This is a genomic window from Salinimicrobium sp. WS361 (assembly GCF_050750585.1).
In the GTDB taxonomy this organism is placed as follows: Bacteria; Bacteroidota; Bacteroidia; order Flavobacteriales; family Flavobacteriaceae; genus Salinimicrobium.
On the sequence record NZ_JBOJLM010000005.1, the window covers coordinates 72,272 to 95,196 of the forward strand.

Consider the following 22,925-nt stretch of genomic DNA (forward strand, 5'->3'; position numbering starts at 1 on the left):
TTTGTCGTATAAGTCATTAACTTTGCAGGGCACCAAGCTTTCCTTTAACTTCGGAAGCTAAAAGTTAAACCCAATGAAGATCCTGCATACGGCCGATTGGCATATTGGAAAAAAACTTCACAAATCTGAACTGGCCGAAGATTTCGACCTCTTTATCAACTGGCTGTGCAAGACCATTGAAGAAGAAAAAATTGATGTTCTGCTGGTTTCGGGAGATATTTTTGATCTTGCCAATCCATCTTCCGAAGCAAGGCGCCAGTACTACCGCGCGCTGGTAAAGATGAACCAGTTTGACTGCAAGATCATTCTTACCGGCGGGAATCACGATTCTCCTGCCATGCTCGAGGCGCCAAAAGAGATCCTTAAAGAGCTGGATATCGAAATTATTGGCGGAATGCCCTCAAACCTGGAAGAACTAATCATTCCCATCAAAAATAAGGAAGGAAATGTAGAGCTGGTAATTGCTGCCATTCCGTTTCTGCGCGATGCCGATCTTCGGAAATCAGCAGAATCCGAAACTCATGAAGACCGTCTTGAAGCTCTCAAAAATGGCATTCAGAATACCTTTTTTGAAGCCGCACAAATTTGTGAACGGCAGTTTCCGGCTGTACCTGCACTGGCCATGGGCCACCTCTTCACCGCAGGTATTGAAACTTCAGAAAGTGAAAGAGAAATTCAGATAGGGAATCTCGCAGCTTTTGAAGCCTCCAGGTTTGGTAGCTATTTCAATTACATTGCCCTGGGCCATATCCATAAACCTCAACGAGTAGCCGCTGCTGTACCTGCATTTTACAGCGGTTCTCCCCTGCCCCTGTCCTTCAGCGAACGGCGGGATGAAAAAAGAGTACTTATCATTGATTCTGAAGAAGGTTGGGAACCAAAAAGTGTTCCTGTTCCGGGGTTTCGCGCACTTTTAAAGATAAGTGGTGACCTTGAACAAATCAGCTTAAAACTGGATCAGTTAGAGGAGAAAAAAGATCTTGAGAGCCTCATCGAAGTAGAGCTTAAAGAGGAGCAGTATGATGCCTTAAAGATCTATGACCTCGATGCACTGGTTTCGGGTTTTCAAAAGGAAGGTTACCGGATTGTAAAACACAGGGCAGGTTTTAAAAATCAGTTAAAAGGTGCAGGCCAGGCTTTTAGTGCCGATAAACAATTACAGGATTTGAAGCCCAAAGATGTTTTCCTGGAGCTCATTGCAAAGCACGAATACGATACCGAAACAAAACAGGAAATCCTTTCGGCTTTTGACGAAATACTTGAAGAGTTGCACCGGGAGGAAAATGCAGAAATATGAAGATCTTAAAAATAGAATTTGAGAACATCAATTCCCTCAAGGGAAAGCATGAGATAGACTTCACCAAAGTGCCTTTTACGGTAAGTTCGCTCTTTGCAATTACTGGGCCCACCGGTAGCGGAAAAAGCACAATTCTTGACGTGATTTCCCTTGCCCTTTTCAACATGGTGCCGCGCCTGGGAAAGATTAGTAAGAACGACATTATTAATAAAGGTGCTCTGCTTACCCGCAATCAAAAAGAGGCTTTTGCAAAGGTTACTTACGAGGCAAAAAAAGGAATTTACGCTTCAGAATGGAGCATTTCAACCAATCGCAACAACAACCTGCGCGATTATGAAATGTTCCTGTACGATCTGGCTACCGGCAAACCGCTGGACTATAAAAAGTCTGATGTTCCTTCAAAGAACGAAGAGCTCATAGGCTTAAGTTACAACCAGTTCATAAAATCGGTGCTGCTGGCACAGGGAGATTTTGCCCAGTTCTTAAAGGCAAAAAAAGATGAACGCGGGGAGCTTCTTGAAAAGATCACGGGGACAGGAATTTACAGGCAGGTAGGCGTCAAAGTCTACCAGAAATTTAAAACAGTTAATGCCGAAATTGAAGACAGGCAGCGGGAAATAAATGTGCTTCAAAAAGACCTTTTAGAGAAGGAAGTTTTGCAGAAGCTCACTAAAGCTCTTACTCAAAAATCGGGCATGTGTGAGCCGCTGGAGAAGGAAACCCGCGAACTGGAAAGACTAAAAGAACTCAAGAAGAATATTTCTTCACAGCAGGAGCAAATTGCAGCACAGGAGAAACTACAGCTCAATGCCACCCAAAACCTTATTAATTTTGAAAAAGAAAAGGGAGAAAAGCTAAAGCAACACGAGCAGGTACAAGGCTTTGCCGGAGATTTGCGCAAGTGGCAAAATCTCGATGCCCGCTGCAGGGAAATAAAGGAAGAACTTGCCAGGCATGCTGGTGGCGTAGAAAAAAACAGGAAAGGCATTAGCCAGTGCCTTGAGAACATCTCCAGCTTTTTGAAAAATGAACCTGCTACAGAAGAGATTGAGAGCAGCCTGCAAGCTTTTTCCCGCAATGTGAGAAAACTTCAGCAGCAACGGGATGAAAAACTGAGCCATTATCGCAACCTGCAGGATCGCTTTGACCTCGAATTAAGAGAAGTTCCGTTTAAGCTGAATGGCGATCTTAAAAGCGAAGAACTCAAGCTGCAAGAAATGAAAGCTGCGGGCGAAAACAGGCTTCAGGAGCTTCAAGATCAGCTGAAAGAGATTGATTTGCAAAAAATAGAAACCGAAAAAATCAGGTTAAGGGAACTCCTTCAGCAGGGAAGAAAAGCACAACAGGAATGGGTGGCGATAGAAAATCTTTCCGCAGAAATTGAAAGGGCAACAAAAGAGGAAAAAGAACTGCTGAAGCAGGTTGAAAATCTTCCGCAGGAGGTGGCTTCAGTAAAAAAAGAGATGCAAATCCTTCAAAAAGATGTGGAGAATCTGCAACTAAAAAAAGAAAATGAGATGCTCAAGGCGAGCCTGGAAGAACACAGGCATAACCTGAAGAACGGCGAACCCTGCCCACTTTGCGGCAGCACCGAACATCCTTACGCGACACACTTACCTGCCAAAAATGACACTTTACAGGAGGAACTTTTAAAGCTGAAAAAAGAGCTTTCGGCAATGGAAAGGCAGGTGACCAGCCGTGAGACCAGCCTGTCGCACCATCAAAAGAGAATTGGCGAACTTCAACTGCTCATCCAGGGAAACCGAAGCAAACTGGAGGCTCAAAAAAGGCATTTTGAAGAGGTATTTTTGAAGATCAATCCGGCAGGGAAAGGCTGGGAAGAATTCTGCAACAGCAGTGAAGAAAAGATTAGCCTGCTTGATGAATTTGAAAGACAAAACAGGAAACTGAATGCTATTAAAACCGGGCTCCCCATACTTACCGAAATTCAAAACGTACTGGTAGAGGGAAAAAAGATCAAAAGAGAGCTTGACGACCTGTACAGCGGGAAAGATATTGATACCGACTGCCTGGAGCTGCAAAATTCGTGGACTTCGCTGCAACACCAACAAAATTCGCTTGCCAGCCAGGGAAAAGACCTCAACCAAAAACTGACTAATAAATCTGCCGAGCTAGAAACTTTGGAAAAACTTCTGCACCCCAGTATTTCTGAAGCCGGTTGCAAAGATATTTCTGAAGCCCTTCAAAGACTTCTACCCGAAACAGAATATTCACAGCTCAACAGAAAGCGGGAAGAACTTACCTCTCAAAAAGGGCAAATTGAAGCCTCGTTAAAAACGCTTAAAACGCAACTCGAAGAGCTACAACAAAAGGATGTGCCACAAAGCGAGGAAAATCTTTTAAAGCAGCTTCAGGAGACAAAAACACGACTAACTTCTTTAAATGAGGAGTGTGAAGAATTGAGGCGCAAATTGCGAAACGACAAAGAGCGACGAGCTCAAATTGCTGCTATTGAGGAAGATCTTAAAGAAGTAAAGGGCAAAATAAAACGTTGGGAACTGCTCAACCAGCTCGTGGGAGACGCCACGGGGAAGAAATTTAACGACTTTGCACAGGATCTCAGTCTCTCACAGCTCCTCATTTTGGCAAACCGCAGGCTTCAGGATCTAAGCGACCGTTACAGGATAGATAAACCTTTAGAAGACGAAGATGACAGCCTGGTAGCCATAGACGAGCATATGGGAGGCCAAAGACGCTCGGTAAAGACACTTTCGGGAGGTGAAACTTTTCTGTTAAGCCTCTCTATGGCGCTTGCTTTAAGCGACCTGGCTTCCAGAAATGTTGAGATCAACTCCTTGTTCATCGATGAAGGTTTTGGCACCCTTGATCCTGAAACTCTCGACCAAACTTTGGATACGCTGGAAAAGCTGCAGGCAGAATCATCTAAGACCATTGGAATTATTAGCCACGTAGACTCGTTAAAAGAACGAATTGCCACGCAGATAAGACTTAGCAGAAATGGCCAGGGCTATAGTTCACTGGAGGTAATAGGATAAATTATGACTTATGACAGTAGAAGAAAAAATTTCTACATTTTCAGAAGAATTTGAAAAGCTCCCGGGAATTACCGTGATTAATGAAATAGATGGTTTCAAACCTCTTTTTATGACCTCAAACGGCCTGGAACTGCTGGGTTTGACTCTTGATGAACTGGTGGCCACAAGGGAGAATTACCAAAATCTCTTTTTTAAATCAAACTACATAAGTGATTACCTGGAATCGCTGGAGTCGTTGATTGAATTGGAAGGACTTGATGAAACCTATACTTTCTTTCACCAGGTCAAAATTCAGGGAAGCTTTCAATGGTATGCGGCTTCAATAAAAGTTTTTCATACCGAAGCTCATTTTCAACCTACTCACACTATCACCTGCGCTGTGCCGCTTAAAGATTATGAGTGGACGATAAAAAGGGCTGAGCGCTTAATGGAAGAAACAGATTTTGCCCGGAAGAACCTTGAAAAATACGTAAAGTTGAGTCCGCGGGAAGTCGAAACCCTTGGTTTGGCAGGAAAGGGAATTAGAACTAATGTAATTGCAGAGCGATTAAACATTTCTTCAGATACGGTGAATTCTCATCTAAAATCTCTTCGGAAAAAACTGGAGGTTTCCAACTCATTTGAACTCCTGGAATATGCCAGGGCATATGACCTATTGTGATAGATATCGAAAAAAGGGCTCCCTTTATCGATTTTCCTTAAGCTTTTTTTAAAGAACCTGTGTTTTGTGCTACTTTTAAATAGCAAACACCCGGAAACTTGCAGCCAACCTTTGAACAAAAACTGAATATCTTCTCTGAATGTGCAGAAGCTATGCCCGGTGTGGTCATAGTCCATGAATTAAGGGAAAAAGACTTCAAGACTGTTTACATGAGCTCCCGCGGGCTATATCAACTGGGAGTTTCTTTAGAGGAGCTTTCTAAAATGGGCCCTAAATACCATGACCGTTTCTTCAATAATGAAGATATGGAAGATTTCATAGTGAAACTGCGAAAGCTGCTTCAAAAAAAGGATCCAGAAGAAACCTTTACTTTTTTTCAGCAGGTGAAATTTAAAGACCGCCAGGAATGGGTATGGCACATTGGGTCTATAAGGATCTTTCATCAGGCTGATGATGGCTCAGCCACTCATTTGGTCACTGTCGCATTTCCCGTTGACCGCATGAAGCATATTGAAAATAAAGCAGAGCGGCTTTTAAAGGAAAATATGTTCTTCAAAGAAAACCTGAGTAAATTTCTTAGCCTTGGAAAAAGGGCAAAGGAAGTTTTAAAACTGGTGGCTCTGGGAAAGAGCTCGGCAGATATTGCAAAAGAACTGCACATTTCTATAGACACCGTGCACACTCACCGCAAGAATATAAAAAAGAAACTGAATATTTCTACCAGTTTTGAATTTACGGAATACGCCCGGGCCTACGATCTTATTTAAGCACAAAAAAAAATCGGGGCCCCTACACCCCCGATTTTTCACTCCGTCGCACCGGACTCATTTCTGAAATATCCGGTACAATTTCACGTGATAAAAGTAGTATTTCACACCGCCTCCACCAATACCCACTTTTGGGGATTTTCTCCCTTTTTCTGTTAAAATTCAAAGACCAAAGTCTTATTTTTGCCTACGAACAACAAAAAGATATTGTTGTGGTACTATTTTATGCACAGACACTTTAAAGTATATAAACCCTACGGCTTTTTAAGCCAGTTCGTGAGCAACCAGCGCACGCGCCGCAAGAAGAAAATGCTGGGAGAACTATGGGATTTCCCCGAAGGCACTATGTCGATAGGCAGGTTGGATGAAGATTCGGAAGGCCTGCTCTTGCTTACCACCAATGGTAAGGTGAGTGCAGAGATTACAGGAGGGAATGTAGAAAAAGAATATTACGTGCAGGTAGATGGCCTCATTAAAGAAAAGGACATTGAAAAATTAAGTAACGGAGTTGAGATAGGGATCAATGGAAAAAAATATCTTACCAAACCCTGCGAAGCCAGGATGCTGGAATCTCTTCCTGATTTTCCTCCCAGGGCAAAACCAATTAGGGATGAAAGGCACGGCCCTACCAGCTGGATTTCAATTACACTCACTGAAGGCAAGTTTAGACAGGTAAAAAAAATGACTGCAGCAGCCGGTTTTCCCACTCTTAGGCTGGTAAGGGTACGTATAGGCCAGGAGAAACTTGACAGCTTAAATTCGGGAGAAGTTATTGAAGTTAAGAATTTTACCTATTAATAATCTGATAAAAATCATGTAAACTATCTGGAATTTTCAGTAAATTATTGTTCTAATTTTTTCGGCTATGAACAATATTCTGATCTCTTCAGATGTGTCGTCGCTTCCCCGAAGTGGCTTGCTCTACGCCCTTCATCTCATGAGAGGCCGAAAAACTCATTTTTATTTCGAGACCTTTTCTATGAAACAAAGATTGGCTTGCGGGCCGTCTTACAATGAATCCCAGTTAAGTTGTCTCGAGTTCGTCATCAAACAGGAATTAGATGCCATTCAGAAAAAGATCAGGAGCTTTTTCCCGGCTGAAAATTATAACCTGCACCTCCTGAATTCTCCCGAAGACCTTGAGAAAAGAAAAGCACACTTCTCATTGGCCATACTGGATGCGAAAGATAGATCTTTAAAGAATTTACGGGCTTTAGTTAAATTATATGCAGAGTTAAAAATACCATTTTTGACACTCCCGGACATCACAAAGCCCAGGCTTCCCAAAAAGCTGTTACTTATAGCTGAACCGGGAATTCCAGTTTCATCTACTACTCTTGCCCCTGTGAGAAAGATCTTCGGAAACTTCAGTTTTTCACTTGAAATTCATAAGCTTTATTTAGGAGATGTGAATGTTCAACAGGCAAAAATTGATAGCTTCAGGCTTAAAAAATTGTTGCATATATATCATCCTATAGTAAAGGTGTTCTCTCAGCAAGAATATTATAATTCAGATATAAAAGATGAACAAAAAGTAGATTTACAATTGCTGCCCCAAAATGTACCGGGTCTAAAAAGAAAAACAGATAGCTTAGATTTTTTGAGTTTAATTTCGAATCCTAAAATTCCGTTTCTAATCATCCCGAAACCGGAAAACGAGTATGTAACTCCCTTGAAAAGAATCCGTAAAACCATTAAAACATCTTCTTTACGCCATGAAAGTTTTAATTTCTATCCTCCTGCTTTTACATGCAATTTTACATCTCATGGGGCTTGTTAAAGCTTTTCATGATGATTTTTTACCAACACTTTCAAGAAACATCAATAAATTTGAGGGAGTACTGTGGTTAGCCAGTGCAGCCCTTATTTTTATGGCAGATGTATATTTTCTAATGAATCTCGACTACTGGCCGGTCCTGGCCATTATTGGAGCGATACTTTCGCAATTCCTTATCACATTGAACTGGCAGGACGCGAAATATGGAACTATTCTTAACCTGTTGATCCTGGGGATCAGCTTTCCGGCACTAACTTAATGCTGGATCCTATTCTCTCCCGAAGTTTGGTTAAGGAGCTGTTCATAAAGCATCTCTACATCTTCTTTTTTAAGCAGCTCAGTCCCAGGAGACTTTATAGTCGCACTACCACAGGCCAGGCCATATAAAATGGCATTTTTGAGAGGTTGCCCGGTAGAAAGGGCATGAACCAGACCGGCAACCATGCTATCACCTGCCCCTATTGAACTAACGTGCTCCACCTGCGGAGCAGGATAGTGTTCTACTCCCCCTTTTGTGGCCAGTAAAGCACCTTCGCCACCCAAAGAAAGTACAATGATCTCTACAGGATACCTGTTGAGCACCTTCAGCAAAGCGCTTTTTTGCTCCTCCAGATTTTCTGCCGATTGCCCGGTAAGATCGCTGAGTTCCCTTTTATTCGGTTTTAATAGATAAGCTCCTTCCTCCAGTACTCCCTGATAAGATTTTCCTGAAGTATCAAGCACAAATTTTAATCCGCAGGTTTTTGCTTTTGCAGCTACGCGGGCATAAAAATTGGAAGGTGCACCAGGGGGAAGGCTCCCGCTTGCCACGAGAAAATCACCTTTCTCACAATTGCTTACTTTTTCAAGTAAAGCCACATATTCCGATTCCTGCAATTGAGCCCCAGGAAAACCGAAACGGTAGAGATTTCCAGTGGCAGTTTCGGTAACTGCAAAATTCTGCCGCAAATCATTTTCCACCTCTACAGGATTTTGTGTCACCCCTTCCTTTTTCAGAAGATCATAGAAAAGTTTTCCTGTGTGACCACCTTTAGCATAAACGGCGGTAGATTGGCCACCCAGCCTTTTGATCACCCGGGATACATTTACTCCCCCTCCTCCCGCATCAATAAGCGGTGCCTCACATCTCAATTTTTCATTGGGTTCGAGCCTTTCGGTTTTTGAATAAATATCCAGGGCAGGATTGGCAGTTAAGGTAATTATCATTGCCTATATTTTTTTATTTAGTCTACTCTCCAATTTACAGATTAGTTTTTTAACCCTAAAACTGCAATGTTAAATTCTGAAAAAGCTTTTGATATTTTCTGAAGCCTGACGTAAACCTGAGAGATATCATACTTATTTCGAGATTTATAAAGTAGTTTTAAGTTAGAAACTGAAGGGAATGGCTGAAAGTTTTCCATTGAAAAAAAACCTGTACTCCTTTTTTGCTGAAATTGGAGGGCTGTCAAGATTTGCCACACGATTTTTTAAAGAATTGTTCAGCCGGCCTTTTGAATTCAAAGAGTTTTTACGGCAATGTTACCAAATGGGGAATAAATCTTTGTTACTCGTAGGGGTAACAGGTTTTATTCTTGGCCTGGTCTTCACACTCCAATCCAGGCCAACCTTAGAGGAGTTTGGTGCCTCATCGTGGATCCCGAATATGATTAGTATTTCTATAGTCAGAGAAATTGGCCCGGTGATCATCGCCCTTATTTGTGCCGGACGAATTGGATCAAGCATAGGTGCCGAACTGGGTTCTATGAAAGTGACCGAACAAATAGACGCCATGGAAGTCTCGGGCACCAACCCTTTCAAGTATCTTGTTGTCACCCGAATTCTTGCTGCGAGCCTTATGCTTCCGCTGCTTATAATCTTTGGTGACTTTGTTGCACTTATTGGTTCGGCCCTGGTAGAGAACATTAAAGGGCAGGTTTCTTTTATGCTGTACTTTAATCAGGTTTTTAGTGCCCTTGGTTTCAGGGACCTCCTGCCTGCTACGGGAAAATCCTTTTTCTTCGGATTTGCTATTGGGCTGGTGGGGTGTTTCAAGGGTTACAATAGCAGTAAAGGAACAGCCGGTGTGGGTCGGGCTTCAAATTCCGCAGTAGTATATACGAGCATGTTGCTTTTCATTATAGATTTTATAGCAGTTTTTCTAACCCAATTAATATATGGATAGCATGACGGCCGAACCTACATCTTCTTCCACACCAAAAGGGAAACCGGTGATACGAATCCAAAACCTGCACAAGCAGTTTGGAGACCAGGTGGTGTTGAAGGATTTTAACCTGGAAATGTACGAGAACGAAAATCTGGTACTCATGGGGAAATCGGGCTCGGGCAAGTCGGTAATGATCAAGTGTCTTGTAGGTCTCATGGAACCGGATAGCGGGACGATTGAAGTATTAGGTCAGGACATCACTAAACTTGACCGCACTCAAATGGATGAACTTAGAGCAGAGATTGGGTTCCTGTTTCAGGGTAGTGCTCTTTACGATTCAATGACGGTGAGAGAAAATCTTGAGTTTCCATTGAGGCGGCACACCAAAAGAATGAACATCAAAGATACCGATGAACTTGTACTTGAAGCACTTGAAAATGTAGGGCTGGCCAGGACCATTGATCTTATGCCCAATGAACTTTCGGGCGGGATGCAGCGAAGGATAGCCCTTGCACGGGCACTCATTCTTAAACCCAAGATAATTATTTATGACGAGCCCACTACCGGCCTTGATCCCATTACAGCCAAAGAGATCATTGAATTAATGTCCAGCGTTCAAAAAAGGTATAAAACTTCTTCAATGATCATTACCCATGATGTTGACTGTGCCAGAGTGATCTCCCACCGGATGATCCTGTTACTTGACGGTACTAATTATGCACAGGGAACTTTTGAGGAACTATCAACTTCTGAAGACCCCAGAATAAGGGCCTTCTTTAAATAAAAGACATGAAAAATTCAAATTCACAGAACCTGAGATTAGGAATATTCGTGATTGTGGGAATTATAATTTTCATAACCGCAGTCTATTTCATAGGAAACCGGCAAAATCTGTTTGGGAATAACAGCGTCATTGTTTCTGTATTTAAAGATGTTAATGGTCTACAGCGCGGAAACAATGTTCGCTTTGCCGGAGTAAATGTGGGGACGGTGCAAAGCATTACCATAGTGAACGACACCAGTATTGCCGTAAACATGAGAATTGACCAGCGCACTATGGATCTTATCAGGAAGAACTCCCTCGCCACAATAAGTTCTGACGGGCTGGTAGGGAGTATGATCATAAACCTTCTTCCGGGAGAAAAGGCAGATGTGGCACCCGTTCCAGTGAGCTCGGGAGATACTATTAAATCTATTAGCAAGATTGCCACAGCCGATATGCTCACCACCCTTAACACAACTAATGAGAACGCTGCACTTTTAACCGCCGACCTGCTGAAAATAACCAACAGCATTAATAAAGGGGAAGGCACCCTGGGGGCTTTAATTAAAGACGAGGAAATGGCAGTTAATATTAAGGAGAGTATTAAAGACCTTAGAAAGGCCACAGGAGAAGTTTCAATTATGGTCAATAACCTCAACAAAATAACCACTCAGGTGAACTTTAAAGAAAGTGTTGCGGGAGTTTTACTAAGTGATACTACCGCGGCAAAGCAAATTGAAGGAATTATCTCAAATCTTGAAATTTCTGCTCTTGAAATTGGGGTAATGACTTCTAACCTGCAGCAGGTTTCTTTTGATCTAAAAAATGGGGAAGGCACGCTGGATTATCTGCTGAACGATGCCGGTGCTGTAGATAAACTAGATGCTACCCTACAGAATATTGAAGAAGCTACCAAAAAGTTTGACGAGAACATGAAAGCTTTGCAGCACAATATCCTCTTTAGGGGCTACTTTAAAAGACAGGCCAAATTACAGGCAGAAGAGGAAAAAAATAAAGAGCAGGAATAGAAAAAGGCTGCTTTAAAAATTAAAACAGCCTTTTTATCCGCCAGAATAAAAAATTACGCGCTTACTCTACGATAAATTTTCCGCGCATTTGAACGTAATGCCCCGGGAAACTACAAATAAAATCGTAAGTTCCTGCTTCAGAAACAGTAAACTCAATAGTTGTTTCCTCGCCACCGCCTATCATTTCGGTCTTGGCGATAACAGCGTCTGTTCCTTCAGGGATGTATTCATTACCTGTTGCAGTAGCTGCTTTTTGGGCAAAATCAACCACATCTGTTCCCTGCTTAAGCAGTACAAAGTTGTGGCCCATTGCATTTTCGGGTAATTCTCCCACATGGGTAAGGGTTAGTTTTACCTTGTCACCTGCTTTTACCTTAATCTCATTGAGGTTATACTGCATTAGATCATTCCCGGTAAGGTTAACCTGTACCACACCATCCTGCCGCTGTATAGCATCATTGGTCTGGGCTGTATCATCAGCAGCTGCATCTTCGGTGGTCTCCACTGTTTCAAGATTTCCTCCATCTCCAATAGTTATAGTTTCCTGTTCTTTTTTTTCATTTCCACAGCTCATTAGAACTGCAGCTAAAAAAACTGCAAAAAATCTGCTTAAGTTTTTCATGTTTTAGGTTTTAAATTATAGCTCTTTTAACTTTTGAACTTAGCTCAAAGGTAAAGAATTATAACAGGTTTTCTTAAAATCTGAAGTTAAGGAAAGTATAAACCTCTACCCTTTTTTAAAGGATGTGCGTCATCTTCCAGCGCTTTAAATCGGGTAATATTTTGATGGTTTGCTGGGCTTCTTCAAGTGTGAGGCCATCGTGGTGCCGGGCCATCTCCAGCAATTTTTTCTCCATGTCCTGAATGGTGAGCTGGTGGTTAGTGAAAGTTCCATCTTTAAAACAGTTCAAACAATAATCGGAGTTCTTGCTAAGATCCTTGTTGGTGCCTCTAAACTTTTTTGAAAAAGGCAATCCGCAGCTTTGACAGGTCAATGACTTCATAGCATATCATCTTAATCTTCAGAACAATAACCGATGTTCTAAAAAGGGTTTATCTAAAGATAAAAACAGAAGAGAAAAAAAAAGGCTTTCAGGTCTTAAATATTTCCTAAATATGGTTTTCTGACGTATCTTTATTTCACATTTTTAATTCGCTGATAATGAGAAGTGTTTTTTGTAACTTTTCAATATATCAGTTTAAATATCAAGCTCATGGAGAACTCAGTCCTCCTTATTGAAGATGACCTTGTTCTTGCAGAAAACACCCGGGAATTACTCGAACTTTCCGGTTACCGGACTTTCCTAGCCCATGAAGGCAAAACCGGACTAAAAAAGGCATACAAGGAACTACCCGATGTTATTATATCAGATATCATGATGCCCGAGCTGGACGGGTACGAGGTGTATACAGCGCTGCAGCAAAATCGTCATACCAGGAATATTCCGTTCATCTTTCTTTCAGCAAAATCAAACCCTGCCGATGTACGCCGGGGAATGAACCTGGGAGCCGATGATTATATCACCAAACCCTTTAGCGAAGAAGATCTTATTTTAACCATTGAAAAGCGTCTTACTAAACGGGCACAGCTGGAGGGAGAAAAAAGTCCCGGCCGTAAAAACCAGTTTCACCTCGAAGAGTTTAAAGAGTACGTGCGCACTTATGGCGAACAGATAGAGGCTGAAAAAAATGAAGAGATCTTTATGGAAAATCGTATGGCCTGCAGTGTCTACCTCCTTGAACACGGGATGGTGAAGACCTATAGACTTGACGAGTACGGGAAAGAACTTATCACGACTATTCCTCAAAAAGGGGATTTTTTGGGCTTCTATAGCTATAAAAAATCCAATCATTATCCCGAAAGTGCCCAGGCACTGGAAAGAAGTATTTTGTACAGGTTATCTCATGACGAATTTCTACAAATGCTGGAACAAAACCGGGATTTGATGCTGGAATTTGCTGAAGAAATAACACACAGCCTCGATGTACTTAGAACTCACCTGTTAGAAATGGCATATGGATCGGTCCTTAAAAAAACAGCCAGTACCTTACTGGAATTTGCTGAAAAGGTAAAAGACGATAATACTCCCGTTTTAAAGGTTTCGCGCAGCGATATGGCCAGTGTTGCCGGTATTTCTACAGAAAGTTTTATAAGAAGTCTTTCCTGTCTTAAAAAGGATGGTATTATTGATATTATTGGCCGTGACATAAAGATACTGCAGCTTGAAAAATTAACGGAAATACATTAGGAGTTTTCGCACACCTTTCTTTCGCTACATGACAATTGTCATGCTCTTCGGGGTTAATGTACTGTAAATTAGAAGAAAAAATTACTAACATTAAATTCCATGGTTATGTCATTAGCAACAACAAAAAAGCGCAGGGCTCCCGTATTGAGCAATGCCTTTATGAGTGATCCTTTCTTCTCAGACTTTTTTGACCGCCGCGGATTGATGAAAAATTTCTTCGCTCCTAATGGGGACGGTGATGTTAATCCAGCAATGAACATTAAAGAAAAAGAGAAAGAATTTGAAGTTGAGCTCGCCGTCCCCGGCCTCAAAAAAGAGGATTTCACCATCACTCTTGACAATGGTCTTCTCACTATCTCTGCTGAAAAAGAAGAAAAGAAAGAAGATGAAAAAGAAGGTTTTGTGAGTAGAGAATTTAGTTATAATTCCTTCTCAAGATCTGTAAGTATTCCCGAATCTATTGATGAAGACAAAGATGTCTCGGCCCGATATGAAGATGGAGTTCTAAAATTAAAATTACACAAGAAAGAAGGCATAGAAACTAAAAAACCAAAAACCATTAAAGTTTCCTGACCTTTAAGAAGAGACTGCCCTGCGATTCAAAGCGATTATTCCTAAAGTTGCAGGCAGGGAAGTAAAATGATTGGAACATTTGAAATTCACCCGCTGCATAAGTGGTAGTCTCTTCTCCTGCATGATCGCAGTCATACTTTTTTACTGAAACTTTCTCTAACTTTAATGAAAATGCAATAAAATGAGAAAGATTATTGTTCCCACAGATTTTTCGGAAAATGCGTTCCAGGCACTAAAGTATTCCGCAGAACTCTTCAAGTATGAAAGAAGTGAATTTTACGTGCTTCACGCATATGCCGATGAAGTTTACAGTTTTGAGGGCGTAATAACATCTAATCTTCTCGAAGAATATAAACAGAACATTAAAGAAAAAAGTGATAGAGAACTTGCAGTTATCCTGAAGCAGATAAAAGACCTTTACGCTAATCCTAAACACACATTCCATGCAATTTCAGCATTTGGACTGTTGATAGATGAGGTGAATGATTTAGCCGAAAAAGAAAACGCCGATCTTATTATTACTTCCACCCGGGGTGTTACCAATGACAGGCAACTGACTTTTGGAAGCAACACCCTTCAAATTATAAAATACGTGCAATGCCCGGTGTTGAGCATTCCTGAAGATTACGAATTTTCAGATCCCAAACGAATTCTTTTTCCTACCAACTACCTGCTTCCTTACCAACGCCGCGAATTAAAACTGGTTGGAGGAATCGCCCGCTCCTTCTGTTCAGAGATTCACATGTTGTATGCTTCAAAATTTTCAGAAATAACTTTGAGGCAGGAAGACAACAAACAGGCTATCCTGGAACATTTGTACGATGTGAATGTGCAGCAACACCAGGAAGAAGAGCTCGAAAAAACCGAAGCAATCAAAAAGATGATAGACGATCTCAACATTGATCTACTGGTGCTGGTCAACTCGCGTCACAGTTATCTGGAAAATATACTTTACAGTTCAACAATAGATAAAATAGGACTACATCCAAAAATACCATTTTTGGTACTCCAGAATTTCAACCGGTATTAAAAGTCAAAACCCTTAACTCATGAAAAATATCCTGCTACCTACCGACTTTTCCGAAAACGCATATAATGCTGCCAAATATGCTGTGCAGCTATTTAGTAGTGAAGAATGCACCTTTTTCCTGCTAAACACCTACACTCCTGTACTTTACGATAATGAATATCTGGTATACAACTCCAATTATCCTACCCTCACAGAAATTTACCAGGATAAATCAAAAAAAGGGCTTGAAAGGGTGCTAAGACGAATAAAACGAAATTTTAAAAATGAAAAACATCATTTTGAGAAGATCTCTTCATTCAATCTCCTGAATGATGAAATGAAAGATATAGTTGCCGAAAAAGAAATAGATCTCATTGTTATGGGTACAAAAGGTGCTACGGGCGCTGAAGAAATTCTTTTTGGCACCCATACCGTTCACGCCATAAAGAGAGCACGCTGCCCACTGCTGGCCATTCCGGCACATTATGAGTATAAGCCACCCAAAGAAATTCTTTTCCCTACAGATTATGAGGGAGAAATACCTGCACTTCTTAATATTATGAAAGAGCTGGCAACTGCTCATTCTTCTACAATACATATTCTCCATGTGTATTTTGGAGTAGATCTTACATCAAGCCAGGCCAGCAGGAAAAAGGCATTATCAATAACCTTTAAGGACCTTGCCCATCACTTTTACAATATTAACGGCAAAAGTGTTACCCGCGCCATATATGATTTTCAGGAAGAGAATGAAATAGATATGCTTACTATGGTTAACAACAAACATTCATTCTTTGAAAATTTACTCTTTACCCCTGTAGTCAACGAAATAGGTTTTAATGTGAAAGTGCCATTTTTGGTAATTCCTTCAAAAAAAAGAAAATAAAATGAAAACTGTACTCTTACCCACAGATTTTTCGGCAAATGCAAAAAATGCCTGTAGGTATGTAATTGATATGTACAGGAATGAAAAAGCACATTTTGTTTTACTGCACGCTTACAAAGTTTTCAATTATTACGAAAACAGTCACTTAGTGGCAAAACCCGGTGAAGCGGCCATTGCAAATGCGAAGGAAGAAGCTCTAAAGAAAATAGAAGAAGTAAGACAGGAACTGGAAAGCAACAAAGGCAAAGCTCATACTTTTGAATGCAAACTCCATAACCTCCCTCTACCTGATGCAGTAAAGAAAGAACTGCGCAAAAGAAGAACTGATGTGGTGGTGATAGGAAGCCAGGGCCATACCGAAAACAAAGAAGTGATGTACGGTAGCAACTCCCTGAATATTATTGAGGAAATTGAAAATTGCCCTGTATTAAGCGTACCTGCACATGTAGATTTTATTGTACCTAATGAAATTGTACTGGCCAACAGCTTTAAAGTAGGACTCACTCCTCAGGATCTTGATTATCTAATCTCTCTTGTGCACAAATTTAAAGCGGCTTTACGAATCTTACATATTTCAGAAGAAGGCGGACTCAACAAAACCCAGCACCAAAATAGAAAACAGCTGAAAGATTACCTCTCTGATGTGAAGCATTCGTTCCACTTCCTGGAATATTTAAGTGTACCCCTGGGAATATATTCGTTTACAGAAAGCCGTGGTAGTGGTATGATAGCCTTTGTCAACAAAAAGCACAGTTTTTTAGAAAACCTGCTCCTAAACCCGGTGTATAAGAATCTGGCGCATTTTTCAAAAGTTCCGGTATTGGTATTGCATCAGCCGGAAAAGAATTAGAACTAAATATTAAAAGATGAAGATCACCACAGCTTCTGGAGAAATATCTGAATATTCAGAAGCAAAAATTGCTTCCTCTCTTAGAAGATCTGGCGCGCAGGAGCATGTGATCGCTGATATTCTTCACAACCTTCGGGCTCATATTCACCCCAATATTTCTACAAAGAAAATTTACAAAATCGCCTTTGATCTTCTACAGCATCAGGACGGACTTACAGCTTCAAGGTATAAACTAAAAAAAGCAATTTATGAACTTGGCCCTACAGGTTTTCCTTTTGAAAAATTTATTGGAGCACTGTTCGAAAATAGCGGATATCATGTACAGGTAGGAAAGATTCTCCAGGGAACCTGTGTAAGCCATGAAGTAGATGTTATTGCTGAAACTGAAGGTTTAAAAATGTTCATGGAATGTAAATTTCATAGTGAACAAGGTAAGAAATGCGATGTAAAAATCCCTCTTTATATCAATTCAAGGTTTGTTGACCTTGAAAGCTTTCAGCTAAAGAACCATAATAAAGAAGAAGTAAGGCATGAAGGATGGGTAATAACCAATACACGATTCACAAAAGATGCTATTGCCTATGGGCAATGTGTAGGCCTAAAATTGTTGGGTTGGGATTTTCCAAAAGGTGAAGGTCTAAAAGAAAGAATAGATAATTTAGGACTATATCCTATCACCGTGTCTACCTTATTATCTACAAGGGAAAAGCAATTTCTTTTGAGCAGGGATAACGTATTGTGCCGGCAACTATTAAAGGACGATTTTCTTCTGGACCAACTTCAAATAAGCAAGAACAGAAAGAAAAGAATATTAAAAGAAATGCAGGAATTAATAGCATCTGCTAAAAAACATGGAAAACTTAGTTAATATTCATTTTTTAGGTGCTGCAGGCACTGTAACAGGATCAAAATTTCTCCTGGAGACTCCGTGGATGAATATACTTGTAGACTGCGGATTGTTTCAGGGGCTTAAAGAATTGAGAGAGCTTAACTGGAAAGCATTTCCCTTTCCCCCAGAAAAAATTGACCTCATACTGCTTACCCATGGACATTTAGATCATACCGGTTACCTGCCAAAGCTGATAAAAGAAGGCTTCAAAAATGACATTTTAGGAACCTCTCCTACCCTGGCTATTGCTGAAGTTATTCTTACCGACAGCGCTAAAATTCAGCAAGAAGACGCAGATAGGGCCAACGAAGAGCATTACTCTATACATGAGCCCGCACTACCCCTTTATAATGAAGAGGATGTTGCACAAACCATCAAATTGTTCAAATCTGTAAGAACAGAGGAATGGATAGAAATTTCAGAAAAAGTGAAGATCAGGTTTCGTAAAAACGGACATATTCTGGGATCTACCTTTATAGAATTAAATCTTAATGGTAAGATCTTTGTCTTTTCCGGAGATGTAGGAAGAAAGTCCGATTTACTTCTGGAACAGCCATTACAACCTCAATATGCCGATTATTTATTCCTGGAAAGCACTTATGGTGACAGGATCCATCCACAAGAAGATGTAAACGAGATACTTGCCAAAGCTATCAATAAAACTATTACAAACAGGGGTACACTTATTATTCCGAGTTTTGCAGTAGAGCGGTTGCAAACCCTTATGTATGCAATTTACAGGTGTTACCAGGAGAATAAGATTCCCAGAATCCCGGTTTACATAGATAGCCCCATGGGTAATGAGGTACTTAAGATCTTTGGCAGGTATATGTCCTGGCACAAATTAAATACTGAAGAATTCAAAAAAATGAAGAAGTTCTTCAGAATCATTACCCGGTATAAAGATACCTGGAAAACCATTGAAGATCCTCAACCCAAAGTGGTGATTGCCGGTAGCGGAATGGTGACAGGCGGAAGAGTGCTCACCTACTTAAGGTTTTATCTCGAAAAACCCGAAACTACTGTTATACTAGTAGGTTTTCAGGCAGAAGGCACAAGAGGCAGGCAATTACAGGAAGGTGTGCCCGATGTAAAGATCTTTGGAAAATACTACCCCGTCAAAGCAGAAATTAAAACCATTAACAGCCTCTCTGCACATGCAGACCAGCCTGGGTTACTTCAGTGGTTAAATGAACTGCAAAACATGCCACAGCAAATATTCCTGGTTCATGGAGAAAAAAAAGCTGCAGATGTACTAAGGGTAAAAATAAAAGACCAGTACAGATGGCTTGCCAAAACCCCTCATCTGGGAGATGTAATTAAAGTAAAAGTATGAACAAAAAAAATCCGTAGCTCTCGCCACGGATTGTGTTTAGACATAATAAAATGCCGGGATCTGAAAAATAATAAATTATTCTACAGAGTTAGTATCTGTAATGTCTTCTACTACGTCACCGCCAGTGCTGGTAGTATCAACAACTTCTTCAGTCTCAACAGCCTCAACCTCAACAGAAGTCTCAGGAGTTTCGATCACTTCTACTGCACTTTCTTCAGTAGTTTCAGTAGCTGTTTCTTTACAAGAAGTAAAAGAGAATACTAATGCGATAGCAGCAAAAGTCAAAAAGGATTTTTTCATTTTAAATGAATTATTAATTGTTTGAGGCGCCAAATGTATATTATTTTTTGACACTCAAAACATACTGATGGAAAAATATTTTAGTTAAAGTTTTTGATGCTTTTTGCCGGGATTTCAGCCGCTATTTTCTTCTTCATAATTCATTTTATATGACATATATCATCTTGACCAATGGTTTTTATGCTTACCTTAATAACTTAAATACAGCAGATTATGAACCGGAACACATCCAAAACTTTCTCTGCCAACGAAAAAGAAATAGAACGCCTGCTCAAAGAAAACAGGAGGTGGAAAGAAAGACTCACTTTTTTTAAAGGGGAAATAACATTTTTGAACCTCTATCTTAGTGCAGAGATTTTTCAAAAAGATGTACCCAACCTGTACGAAAGGCTTCAACTATTCTACGATGACCTGCAAAACTTCAAACTGGAATGTCTGGATCTCACCACCGAAGTTCATAATCATCGCTATGATATTGAAGGAATTCTGGAATGTGAAGATATAAGCTGTGAGGTCTTCTACCACCAGGAGCATTTAAAATTGAAACAGAAAGTACTGGATTTTGCTAAAAAATTCAGAAAATTTAAGTCCGAAATTTACTCCTACACCGGCCCTCTGCTAAGACGCACAAGTAACGAGCCTTAATAAGTCTAAATCTTTTTGACATGGAAAAAAAGACACACAACTACCGGTACATTGAGTGGAAAACACCCGATGAAATGCATTTCTCCTCCCTACAGTGGAAATCTGAACTAAACTTCATTAAAGATGAACACCGTTTTTTTGAAGATATGCTTAAAGAATACACTTTACCCATTCTTGAATCTCAGCTGTTTTCTCGCGTAAAAGAGCTCATTGAACAGTTAAACCTCTCCAGAAAAGACTTAAAACTGCTGGAAAACCGGGTTGCCCAGCACATAAATAAGTTGCGAGAACTTCTTGAAAATCTCGATGAACAAAGAGAAGGACGGGAATACCGCAAAGAGCACAAGGAGATCCTCAATGATTTTATTCATTATTCAAGACAGTACAAACGGCTTAAACGGGATATTTTTGAAGTTGTAGGCAAAGCTATTAAGCAACAAAAACAAAAAAGGTTACTGGCCTAATCTCTGGTCATAACCGCTGAAAAATCTTATAAGTCTGCATCACCATCTGGTGCAGACTTTCCTTTTTTATAGAGGTAGCAATTATTTCCGGCTCATCTAAATTACTTCGGAAATTGTGGTATGCCTGTTGATGATTCTTCACATCATCCATATTATTTAGTACCTAACGTTAAAACCTTCAGCAAAAATTATAGCCTGAAGATGTTATCTTCTGAAGTTTTTATCTCTATGCTGAAGTTCAACCTGAAGTGTCAAAAATGGCAAAATCAGGTCAAATTTTTAGAAATATGCGGGAGCTACATGCAGGAAGCATAAGTTTGCTTCAGAAATGCTATTTTTGAAACTTCTATGGGAGACATAAAAGATATACGTACTGTAACTGTTTGCCGTTACATTGCTCCGCTGCGGGAAGGTGGCTCCCTCCCTGCATTGGCCGAGGCAGATGACGATTTTAAGTACGTTCTAAAATTTAGAGGGGCCGGTCACGGTGTGAAAGCACTAATTTCTGAATTTTTAGGAGGTGAGATTGCCCGAACAATAGGTTTAAAAGTACCCGAGCTGGTCTTCGCCAATCTCGATGAAGCCTTTGGACGAACCGAAGGAGATGAAGAAATACAGGATCTATTGCGGGGCAGCCAGGGCCTTAACCTCGCCCTACATTTTCTCTCGGGCGCTATAAATTTTGATCCTGCAGTAACTACTGTAGATGAAGCTATGGCCTCCAAAATTGTATGGCTGGATGCTTTTATCACCAATGTAGATCGCACCTTCCGAAATACGAATATGCTCATTTGGCACCGGGAGCTTTGGCTTATTGATCATGGTGCCTCCTTTTACTTTCACCATTCCTGGAATAACCTTGAGAAGCATGCCCTAAGCCCCTTCAGTTTAATTAAAGATCACGTATTACTACCACAGGCAACCCAGCTTTGGGAAGCTGACCAACAGATAAAACAACTGCTCACCAAAGAAAAAATCAAGGAAATAGTTGAAGGATTACCACAGGATTGGCTGGAATGGAGAGACAGCGAACTTTCTGCTGAAGAGCTGAGAGAAGCCTACATAAACTTTCTGGAGATTCGCCTCCAGAATTCAGATACATTTATAAAAGAAGCACAAAATGCCAGACAAGCACTTGTATGAATATGCCACTTTACGGGTAGTACCACGGGTAGAACGCGAAGAGTTTCTCAATGTGGGGGTCGTGGTGTTTTGCAAAAATCAAAAATACCTGCAGGTGAGGTATAAGCTGGACAGTACAAAATTGCTTTGCCTGTGCCCAGACCTTGACCTTGAACAGCTTGAGAAGAACCTAAAGTCATTTGGACTGATATGTGAAGGTTCAAAGAATGGCGGGCCTATAGCCGTGATGGACATTCCCTCGCGCTTTAGATGGCTCACCGCAGTGCGGAGTTCGGTAATCCAGACTTCCCGGCCACATCCCGGCTTGTCTTCTGATCTCGATCTAACCCTGCAGCGCCTCTTCGCCGAACTCGTACTTTAATTTTGTGAGGGAGTTAATTTACAGGGCTTCCAAAAAAGGCATTTATTGGCTTCCTTTTTTAACCCACTGCCCCATGGTCATCGTTCTCTTTACCTGGTGCGCTACGGCTTTTTTCACTTTTTCTCCCAGCTCCTCTTTCCCTGCTGTGATACTCACTCCATAAGGATTACCGCCGGCATTAAAGATGGCTTCATCGGTATAGCCGGGTGCAGCCACTATGGCGCCCCAGTGAAACATGGTCTTATATAGAGAAAGCAAGGTTGACTCCTGCCCGCCGTGCACATTACTTGCACTGGTCATACCACTCACTACTTTATTGGCGAGTTTACCATTAAACCACAATCCACCGGTAGTATCAAGAAATTGTTTTAGCTGGGAAGGAAGATTTCCATAACGGGTTGGTGCACTAAAAATGTAGCAATCGGCCCACTCCAAATCATCCATTGAAGCTTCCTTTACATCTTGCGTGGCCTCCAGGTGCTTCTTCCAGTCTTCATTGGCCTCAATAGCTTCTTTTGGGGCCAGTTCCTTCACTTTTCTTAGCCTTACCTCGGCACCACCTTCTCTTGCGGTTTCTTCTGCCCATTTTGCCAGTTGATAATTCGTTCCGGTGGAACTGTAATAGATCACGGCTAGCTTCATATCTTTCATAATCTTCTATTATTTTATAATTTTTAAATCACTTCTGAAGAATATAAGTCTAAATTCATGATCTATCTGCTAAACAAATTATAAAACTGAAATAAGGGCATAAAAAAATCCCC

At 40.8% G+C, this 22,925-nt stretch carries 27 protein-coding genes; 21 read left to right on the forward strand and 6 right to left on the reverse strand.

Annotation, left to right across the window (positions count from 1 at the left end; all coding sequences use genetic code 11):
• Nucleotides 1–73: 73 nt before the first annotated feature.
• From ACQ93I_RS06370 to ACQ93I_RS06400, 7 genes are all read left to right on the forward strand, one after another.
• Nucleotides 74–1,297 (forward strand): exonuclease SbcCD subunit D C-terminal domain-containing protein, encoded by a 1,224-nt coding sequence (locus ACQ93I_RS06370; RefSeq protein ID WP_431697723.1) that lies wholly within the window; start codon nucleotides 74–76, stop codon nucleotides 1,295–1,297.
• Nucleotides 1,294–4,314: an AAA family ATPase gene (locus tag ACQ93I_RS06375; RefSeq protein WP_431697725.1), complete on the forward strand. Its 3,021-nt coding sequence runs from the start codon at nucleotides 1,294–1,296 to the stop codon at nucleotides 4,312–4,314. The genes ACQ93I_RS06370 and ACQ93I_RS06375 overlap by 4 nt, the downstream gene beginning before the upstream one ends.
• Nucleotides 4,315–4,324: 10 nt before the next feature.
• Nucleotides 4,325–4,975 (forward strand): helix-turn-helix transcriptional regulator, encoded by a 651-nt coding sequence (locus ACQ93I_RS06380; RefSeq protein WP_431697726.1) that lies wholly within the window; start codon nucleotides 4,325–4,327, stop codon nucleotides 4,973–4,975.
• A 98-nt stretch (nucleotides 4,976–5,073) separates the two neighbouring features.
• Nucleotides 5,074–5,742, forward strand: coding sequence for a helix-turn-helix transcriptional regulator (locus ACQ93I_RS06385; protein WP_431697728.1), 669 nt, complete (start codon nucleotides 5,074–5,076; stop codon nucleotides 5,740–5,742).
• 225 nt (nucleotides 5,743–5,967) lie between these two features.
• Nucleotides 5,968–6,540: a pseudouridine synthase gene (locus tag ACQ93I_RS06390; RefSeq protein ID WP_431697729.1), complete on the forward strand. Its 573-nt coding sequence runs from the start codon at nucleotides 5,968–5,970 to the stop codon at nucleotides 6,538–6,540.
• 67 nt (nucleotides 6,541–6,607) lie between these two features.
• Nucleotides 6,608–7,522, forward strand: coding sequence for a hypothetical protein (locus tag ACQ93I_RS06395; RefSeq protein ID WP_431697730.1), 915 nt, complete (start codon nucleotides 6,608–6,610; stop codon nucleotides 7,520–7,522).
• A complete protein-coding gene (locus ACQ93I_RS06400; protein WP_431697731.1) occupies nucleotides 7,509–7,778 on the forward strand; it encodes a hypothetical protein in 270 nt (89 codons plus the stop codon). Before ACQ93I_RS06395 ends, ACQ93I_RS06400 begins: the two co-directional genes overlap by 14 nt.
• On the opposite strand, the gene ACQ93I_RS06405 is transcribed toward ACQ93I_RS06400, so the two are convergent.
• Entirely contained in the window at nucleotides 7,775–8,725 is a 951-nt protein-coding gene (locus tag ACQ93I_RS06405; RefSeq protein ID WP_431697732.1) for a 1-phosphofructokinase family hexose kinase, read from the reverse strand. The two genes, ACQ93I_RS06400 and ACQ93I_RS06405, sit on opposite strands and share 4 nt — an antisense overlap.
• Before the next feature lie 178 nt (nucleotides 8,726–8,903).
• On the opposite strand from ACQ93I_RS06405, the gene ACQ93I_RS06410 reads away from it, so the two are divergent.
• Genes ACQ93I_RS06410 through ACQ93I_RS06420 form a run of 3 tightly spaced genes read left to right on the forward strand, consistent with a single transcriptional unit; the run spans nucleotide 8,904 to nucleotide 11,456 of the window.
• Complete coding sequence (locus ACQ93I_RS06410) at nucleotides 8,904–9,683, forward strand: MlaE family ABC transporter permease (RefSeq protein WP_431697733.1); 780 nt, start codon at nucleotides 8,904–8,906, stop codon at nucleotides 9,681–9,683.
• A 1-nt stretch (nucleotide 9,684) separates the two neighbouring features.
• Nucleotides 9,685–10,449 (forward strand): ABC transporter ATP-binding protein, encoded by a 765-nt coding sequence (locus ACQ93I_RS06415; protein ID WP_431697876.1) that lies wholly within the window; start codon nucleotides 9,685–9,687, stop codon nucleotides 10,447–10,449.
• A 5-nt stretch (nucleotides 10,450–10,454) separates the two neighbouring features.
• Complete coding sequence (locus tag ACQ93I_RS06420) at nucleotides 10,455–11,456, forward strand: MlaD family protein (RefSeq protein WP_431697734.1); 1,002 nt, start codon at nucleotides 10,455–10,457, stop codon at nucleotides 11,454–11,456.
• A gap of 61 nt (nucleotides 11,457–11,517) precedes the next feature.
• On the opposite strand, the gene azu is transcribed toward ACQ93I_RS06420, so the two are convergent.
• Nucleotides 11,518–12,078, reverse strand: a complete 561-nt coding sequence (gene azu / locus ACQ93I_RS06425; protein WP_431697735.1) for an azurin — start codon at nucleotides 12,076–12,078, stop codon at nucleotides 11,518–11,520.
• Nucleotides 12,079–12,193: 115 nt separating this feature from the next.
• Nucleotides 12,194–12,460, reverse strand: coding sequence for a zinc ribbon domain-containing protein (locus ACQ93I_RS06430; protein ID WP_431697736.1), 267 nt, complete (start codon nucleotides 12,458–12,460; stop codon nucleotides 12,194–12,196).
• Between the two features lie 210 nt (nucleotides 12,461–12,670).
• Here ACQ93I_RS06430 and ACQ93I_RS06435 point away from each other — a divergent pair, with 210 nt between their 5' ends.
• Nucleotides 12,671–13,705 carry a response regulator gene (locus ACQ93I_RS06435; protein ID WP_266071176.1) on the forward strand — a complete coding sequence of 345 codons (1,035 nt, stop codon included), beginning with the start codon at nucleotides 12,671–12,673 and terminating at the stop codon, nucleotides 13,703–13,705.
• 105 nt (nucleotides 13,706–13,810) lie between these two features.
• Nucleotides 13,811–14,278: an Hsp20/alpha crystallin family protein gene (locus tag ACQ93I_RS06440; RefSeq protein ID WP_431697737.1), complete on the forward strand. Its 468-nt coding sequence runs from the start codon at nucleotides 13,811–13,813 to the stop codon at nucleotides 14,276–14,278.
• Between the two features lie 3 nt (nucleotides 14,279–14,281).
• Here the strand turns inward: ACQ93I_RS06440 and ACQ93I_RS06445 are convergent, their stop codons facing one another.
• Nucleotides 14,282–14,413, reverse strand: a complete 132-nt coding sequence (locus ACQ93I_RS06445; protein WP_431697738.1) for a hypothetical protein — start codon at nucleotides 14,411–14,413, stop codon at nucleotides 14,282–14,284.
• A 46-nt stretch (nucleotides 14,414–14,459) separates the two neighbouring features.
• Between ACQ93I_RS06445 and ACQ93I_RS06450 the strand changes: the two genes are divergently transcribed.
• The 5 genes from ACQ93I_RS06450 to ACQ93I_RS06470 are packed head-to-tail and all read left to right on the forward strand — an operon-like array spanning nucleotide 14,460 to nucleotide 19,248.
• Entirely contained in the window at nucleotides 14,460–15,308 is an 849-nt protein-coding gene (locus ACQ93I_RS06450; RefSeq protein ID WP_431697739.1) for a universal stress protein, read from the forward strand.
• A 19-nt stretch (nucleotides 15,309–15,327) separates the two neighbouring features.
• The gene (locus tag ACQ93I_RS06455) at nucleotides 15,328–16,173 is read left to right on the forward strand and encodes a universal stress protein (RefSeq protein WP_423819426.1); all 846 of its coding nucleotides are present in this window, start codon (nucleotides 15,328–15,330) and stop codon (nucleotides 16,171–16,173) included.
• A gap of 1 nt (nucleotide 16,174) precedes the next feature.
• A complete protein-coding gene (locus tag ACQ93I_RS06460) occupies nucleotides 16,175–17,023 on the forward strand; it encodes a universal stress protein (RefSeq protein WP_431697740.1) in 849 nt (282 codons plus the stop codon).
• 16 nt (nucleotides 17,024–17,039) lie between these two features.
• A complete protein-coding gene (locus ACQ93I_RS06465) occupies nucleotides 17,040–17,891 on the forward strand; it encodes an ATPase (RefSeq protein ID WP_431697741.1) in 852 nt (283 codons plus the stop codon).
• A complete protein-coding gene (locus tag ACQ93I_RS06470) occupies nucleotides 17,875–19,248 on the forward strand; it encodes an MBL fold metallo-hydrolase RNA specificity domain-containing protein (protein ID WP_431697742.1) in 1,374 nt (457 codons plus the stop codon). The genes ACQ93I_RS06465 and ACQ93I_RS06470 overlap by 17 nt, the downstream gene beginning before the upstream one ends.
• Nucleotides 19,249–19,323: 75 nt before the next feature.
• Here the strand turns inward: ACQ93I_RS06470 and ACQ93I_RS06475 are convergent, their stop codons facing one another.
• A complete protein-coding gene (locus tag ACQ93I_RS06475) occupies nucleotides 19,324–19,533 on the reverse strand; it encodes a hypothetical protein (RefSeq protein WP_431697743.1) in 210 nt (69 codons plus the stop codon).
• Between the two features lie 228 nt (nucleotides 19,534–19,761).
• On the opposite strand from ACQ93I_RS06475, the gene ACQ93I_RS06480 reads away from it, so the two are divergent.
• The 4 genes from ACQ93I_RS06480 (at nucleotide 19,762) to ACQ93I_RS06495 (ending at nucleotide 22,161) form a co-directional block, all read left to right on the forward strand.
• Nucleotides 19,762–20,193 (forward strand): hypothetical protein, encoded by a 432-nt coding sequence (locus tag ACQ93I_RS06480; RefSeq protein ID WP_431697744.1) that lies wholly within the window; start codon nucleotides 19,762–19,764, stop codon nucleotides 20,191–20,193.
• 20 nt (nucleotides 20,194–20,213) lie between these two features.
• On the forward strand, nucleotides 20,214–20,657 hold the full coding sequence (locus ACQ93I_RS06485) for a hypothetical protein (protein ID WP_345598973.1): 444 nt from the start codon (nucleotides 20,214–20,216) through the stop codon (nucleotides 20,655–20,657).
• Between the two features lie 348 nt (nucleotides 20,658–21,005).
• Nucleotides 21,006–21,800 (forward strand): HipA family kinase, encoded by a 795-nt coding sequence (locus tag ACQ93I_RS06490; protein WP_431697745.1) that lies wholly within the window; start codon nucleotides 21,006–21,008, stop codon nucleotides 21,798–21,800.
• Nucleotides 21,778–22,161 (forward strand): DUF3037 domain-containing protein, encoded by a 384-nt coding sequence (locus tag ACQ93I_RS06495; protein ID WP_431697746.1) that lies wholly within the window; start codon nucleotides 21,778–21,780, stop codon nucleotides 22,159–22,161. Before ACQ93I_RS06490 ends, ACQ93I_RS06495 begins: the two co-directional genes overlap by 23 nt.
• A gap of 42 nt (nucleotides 22,162–22,203) precedes the next feature.
• Here ACQ93I_RS06495 and wrbA read toward each other — a convergent pair whose 3' ends face one another.
• Nucleotides 22,204–22,812 (reverse strand): NAD(P)H:quinone oxidoreductase, encoded by a 609-nt coding sequence (gene wrbA / locus ACQ93I_RS06500; protein ID WP_431697748.1) that lies wholly within the window; start codon nucleotides 22,810–22,812, stop codon nucleotides 22,204–22,206.
• Between the last annotated feature and the right edge of the window lie 113 nt (nucleotides 22,813–22,925).

Coding starts and splice junctions, on each gene's coding strand:
- ACQ93I_RS06370 (WP_431697723.1), top strand. CDS start 74: ATGAAGATCCTGCATACGGCCGATTGGCATATTGGAAAAAAACTTCAC.
- ACQ93I_RS06375 (WP_431697725.1), top strand. CDS start 1,294: ATGAAGATCTTAAAAATAGAATTTGAGAACATCAATTCCCTCAAGGGA.
- ACQ93I_RS06380 (WP_431697726.1), top strand. CDS start 4,325: ATGACAGTAGAAGAAAAAATTTCTACATTTTCAGAAGAATTTGAAAAG.
- ACQ93I_RS06390 (WP_431697729.1), top strand. CDS start 5,968: ATGCACAGACACTTTAAAGTATATAAACCCTACGGCTTTTTAAGCCAG.
- ACQ93I_RS06395 (WP_431697730.1), top strand. CDS start 6,608: ATGAACAATATTCTGATCTCTTCAGATGTGTCGTCGCTTCCCCGAAGT.
- ACQ93I_RS06400 (WP_431697731.1), top strand. CDS start 7,509: ATGGGGCTTGTTAAAGCTTTTCATGATGATTTTTTACCAACACTTTCA.
- ACQ93I_RS06405 (WP_431697732.1), bottom strand. CDS start 8,725: ATGATAATTACCTTAACTGCCAATCCTGCCCTGGATATTTATTCAAAA.
- ACQ93I_RS06410 (WP_431697733.1), top strand. CDS start 8,904: ATGGCTGAAAGTTTTCCATTGAAAAAAAACCTGTACTCCTTTTTTGCT.
- ACQ93I_RS06415 (WP_431697876.1), top strand. CDS start 9,685: ATGACGGCCGAACCTACATCTTCTTCCACACCAAAAGGGAAACCGGTG.
- ACQ93I_RS06420 (WP_431697734.1), top strand. CDS start 10,455: ATGAAAAATTCAAATTCACAGAACCTGAGATTAGGAATATTCGTGATT.
- azu (WP_431697735.1), bottom strand. CDS start 12,078: ATGAAAAACTTAAGCAGATTTTTTGCAGTTTTTTTAGCTGCAGTTCTA.
- ACQ93I_RS06430 (WP_431697736.1), bottom strand. CDS start 12,460: ATGAAGTCATTGACCTGTCAAAGCTGCGGATTGCCTTTTTCAAAAAAG.
- ACQ93I_RS06435 (WP_266071176.1), top strand. CDS start 12,671: ATGGAGAACTCAGTCCTCCTTATTGAAGATGACCTTGTTCTTGCAGAA.
- ACQ93I_RS06440 (WP_431697737.1), top strand. CDS start 13,811: ATGTCATTAGCAACAACAAAAAAGCGCAGGGCTCCCGTATTGAGCAAT.
- ACQ93I_RS06445 (WP_431697738.1), bottom strand. CDS start 14,413: ATGACTGCGATCATGCAGGAGAAGAGACTACCACTTATGCAGCGGGTG.
- ACQ93I_RS06450 (WP_431697739.1), top strand. CDS start 14,460: ATGAGAAAGATTATTGTTCCCACAGATTTTTCGGAAAATGCGTTCCAG.
- ACQ93I_RS06455 (WP_423819426.1), top strand. CDS start 15,328: ATGAAAAATATCCTGCTACCTACCGACTTTTCCGAAAACGCATATAAT.
- ACQ93I_RS06460 (WP_431697740.1), top strand. CDS start 16,175: ATGAAAACTGTACTCTTACCCACAGATTTTTCGGCAAATGCAAAAAAT.
- ACQ93I_RS06465 (WP_431697741.1), top strand. CDS start 17,040: ATGAAGATCACCACAGCTTCTGGAGAAATATCTGAATATTCAGAAGCA.
- ACQ93I_RS06470 (WP_431697742.1), top strand. CDS start 17,875: ATGGAAAACTTAGTTAATATTCATTTTTTAGGTGCTGCAGGCACTGTA.
- ACQ93I_RS06480 (WP_431697744.1), top strand. CDS start 19,762: ATGAACCGGAACACATCCAAAACTTTCTCTGCCAACGAAAAAGAAATA.
- ACQ93I_RS06485 (WP_345598973.1), top strand. CDS start 20,214: ATGGAAAAAAAGACACACAACTACCGGTACATTGAGTGGAAAACACCC.
- ACQ93I_RS06490 (WP_431697745.1), top strand. CDS start 21,006: ATGGGAGACATAAAAGATATACGTACTGTAACTGTTTGCCGTTACATT.
- ACQ93I_RS06495 (WP_431697746.1), top strand. CDS start 21,778: ATGCCAGACAAGCACTTGTATGAATATGCCACTTTACGGGTAGTACCA.
- wrbA (WP_431697748.1), bottom strand. CDS start 22,812: ATGAAAGATATGAAGCTAGCCGTGATCTATTACAGTTCCACCGGAACG.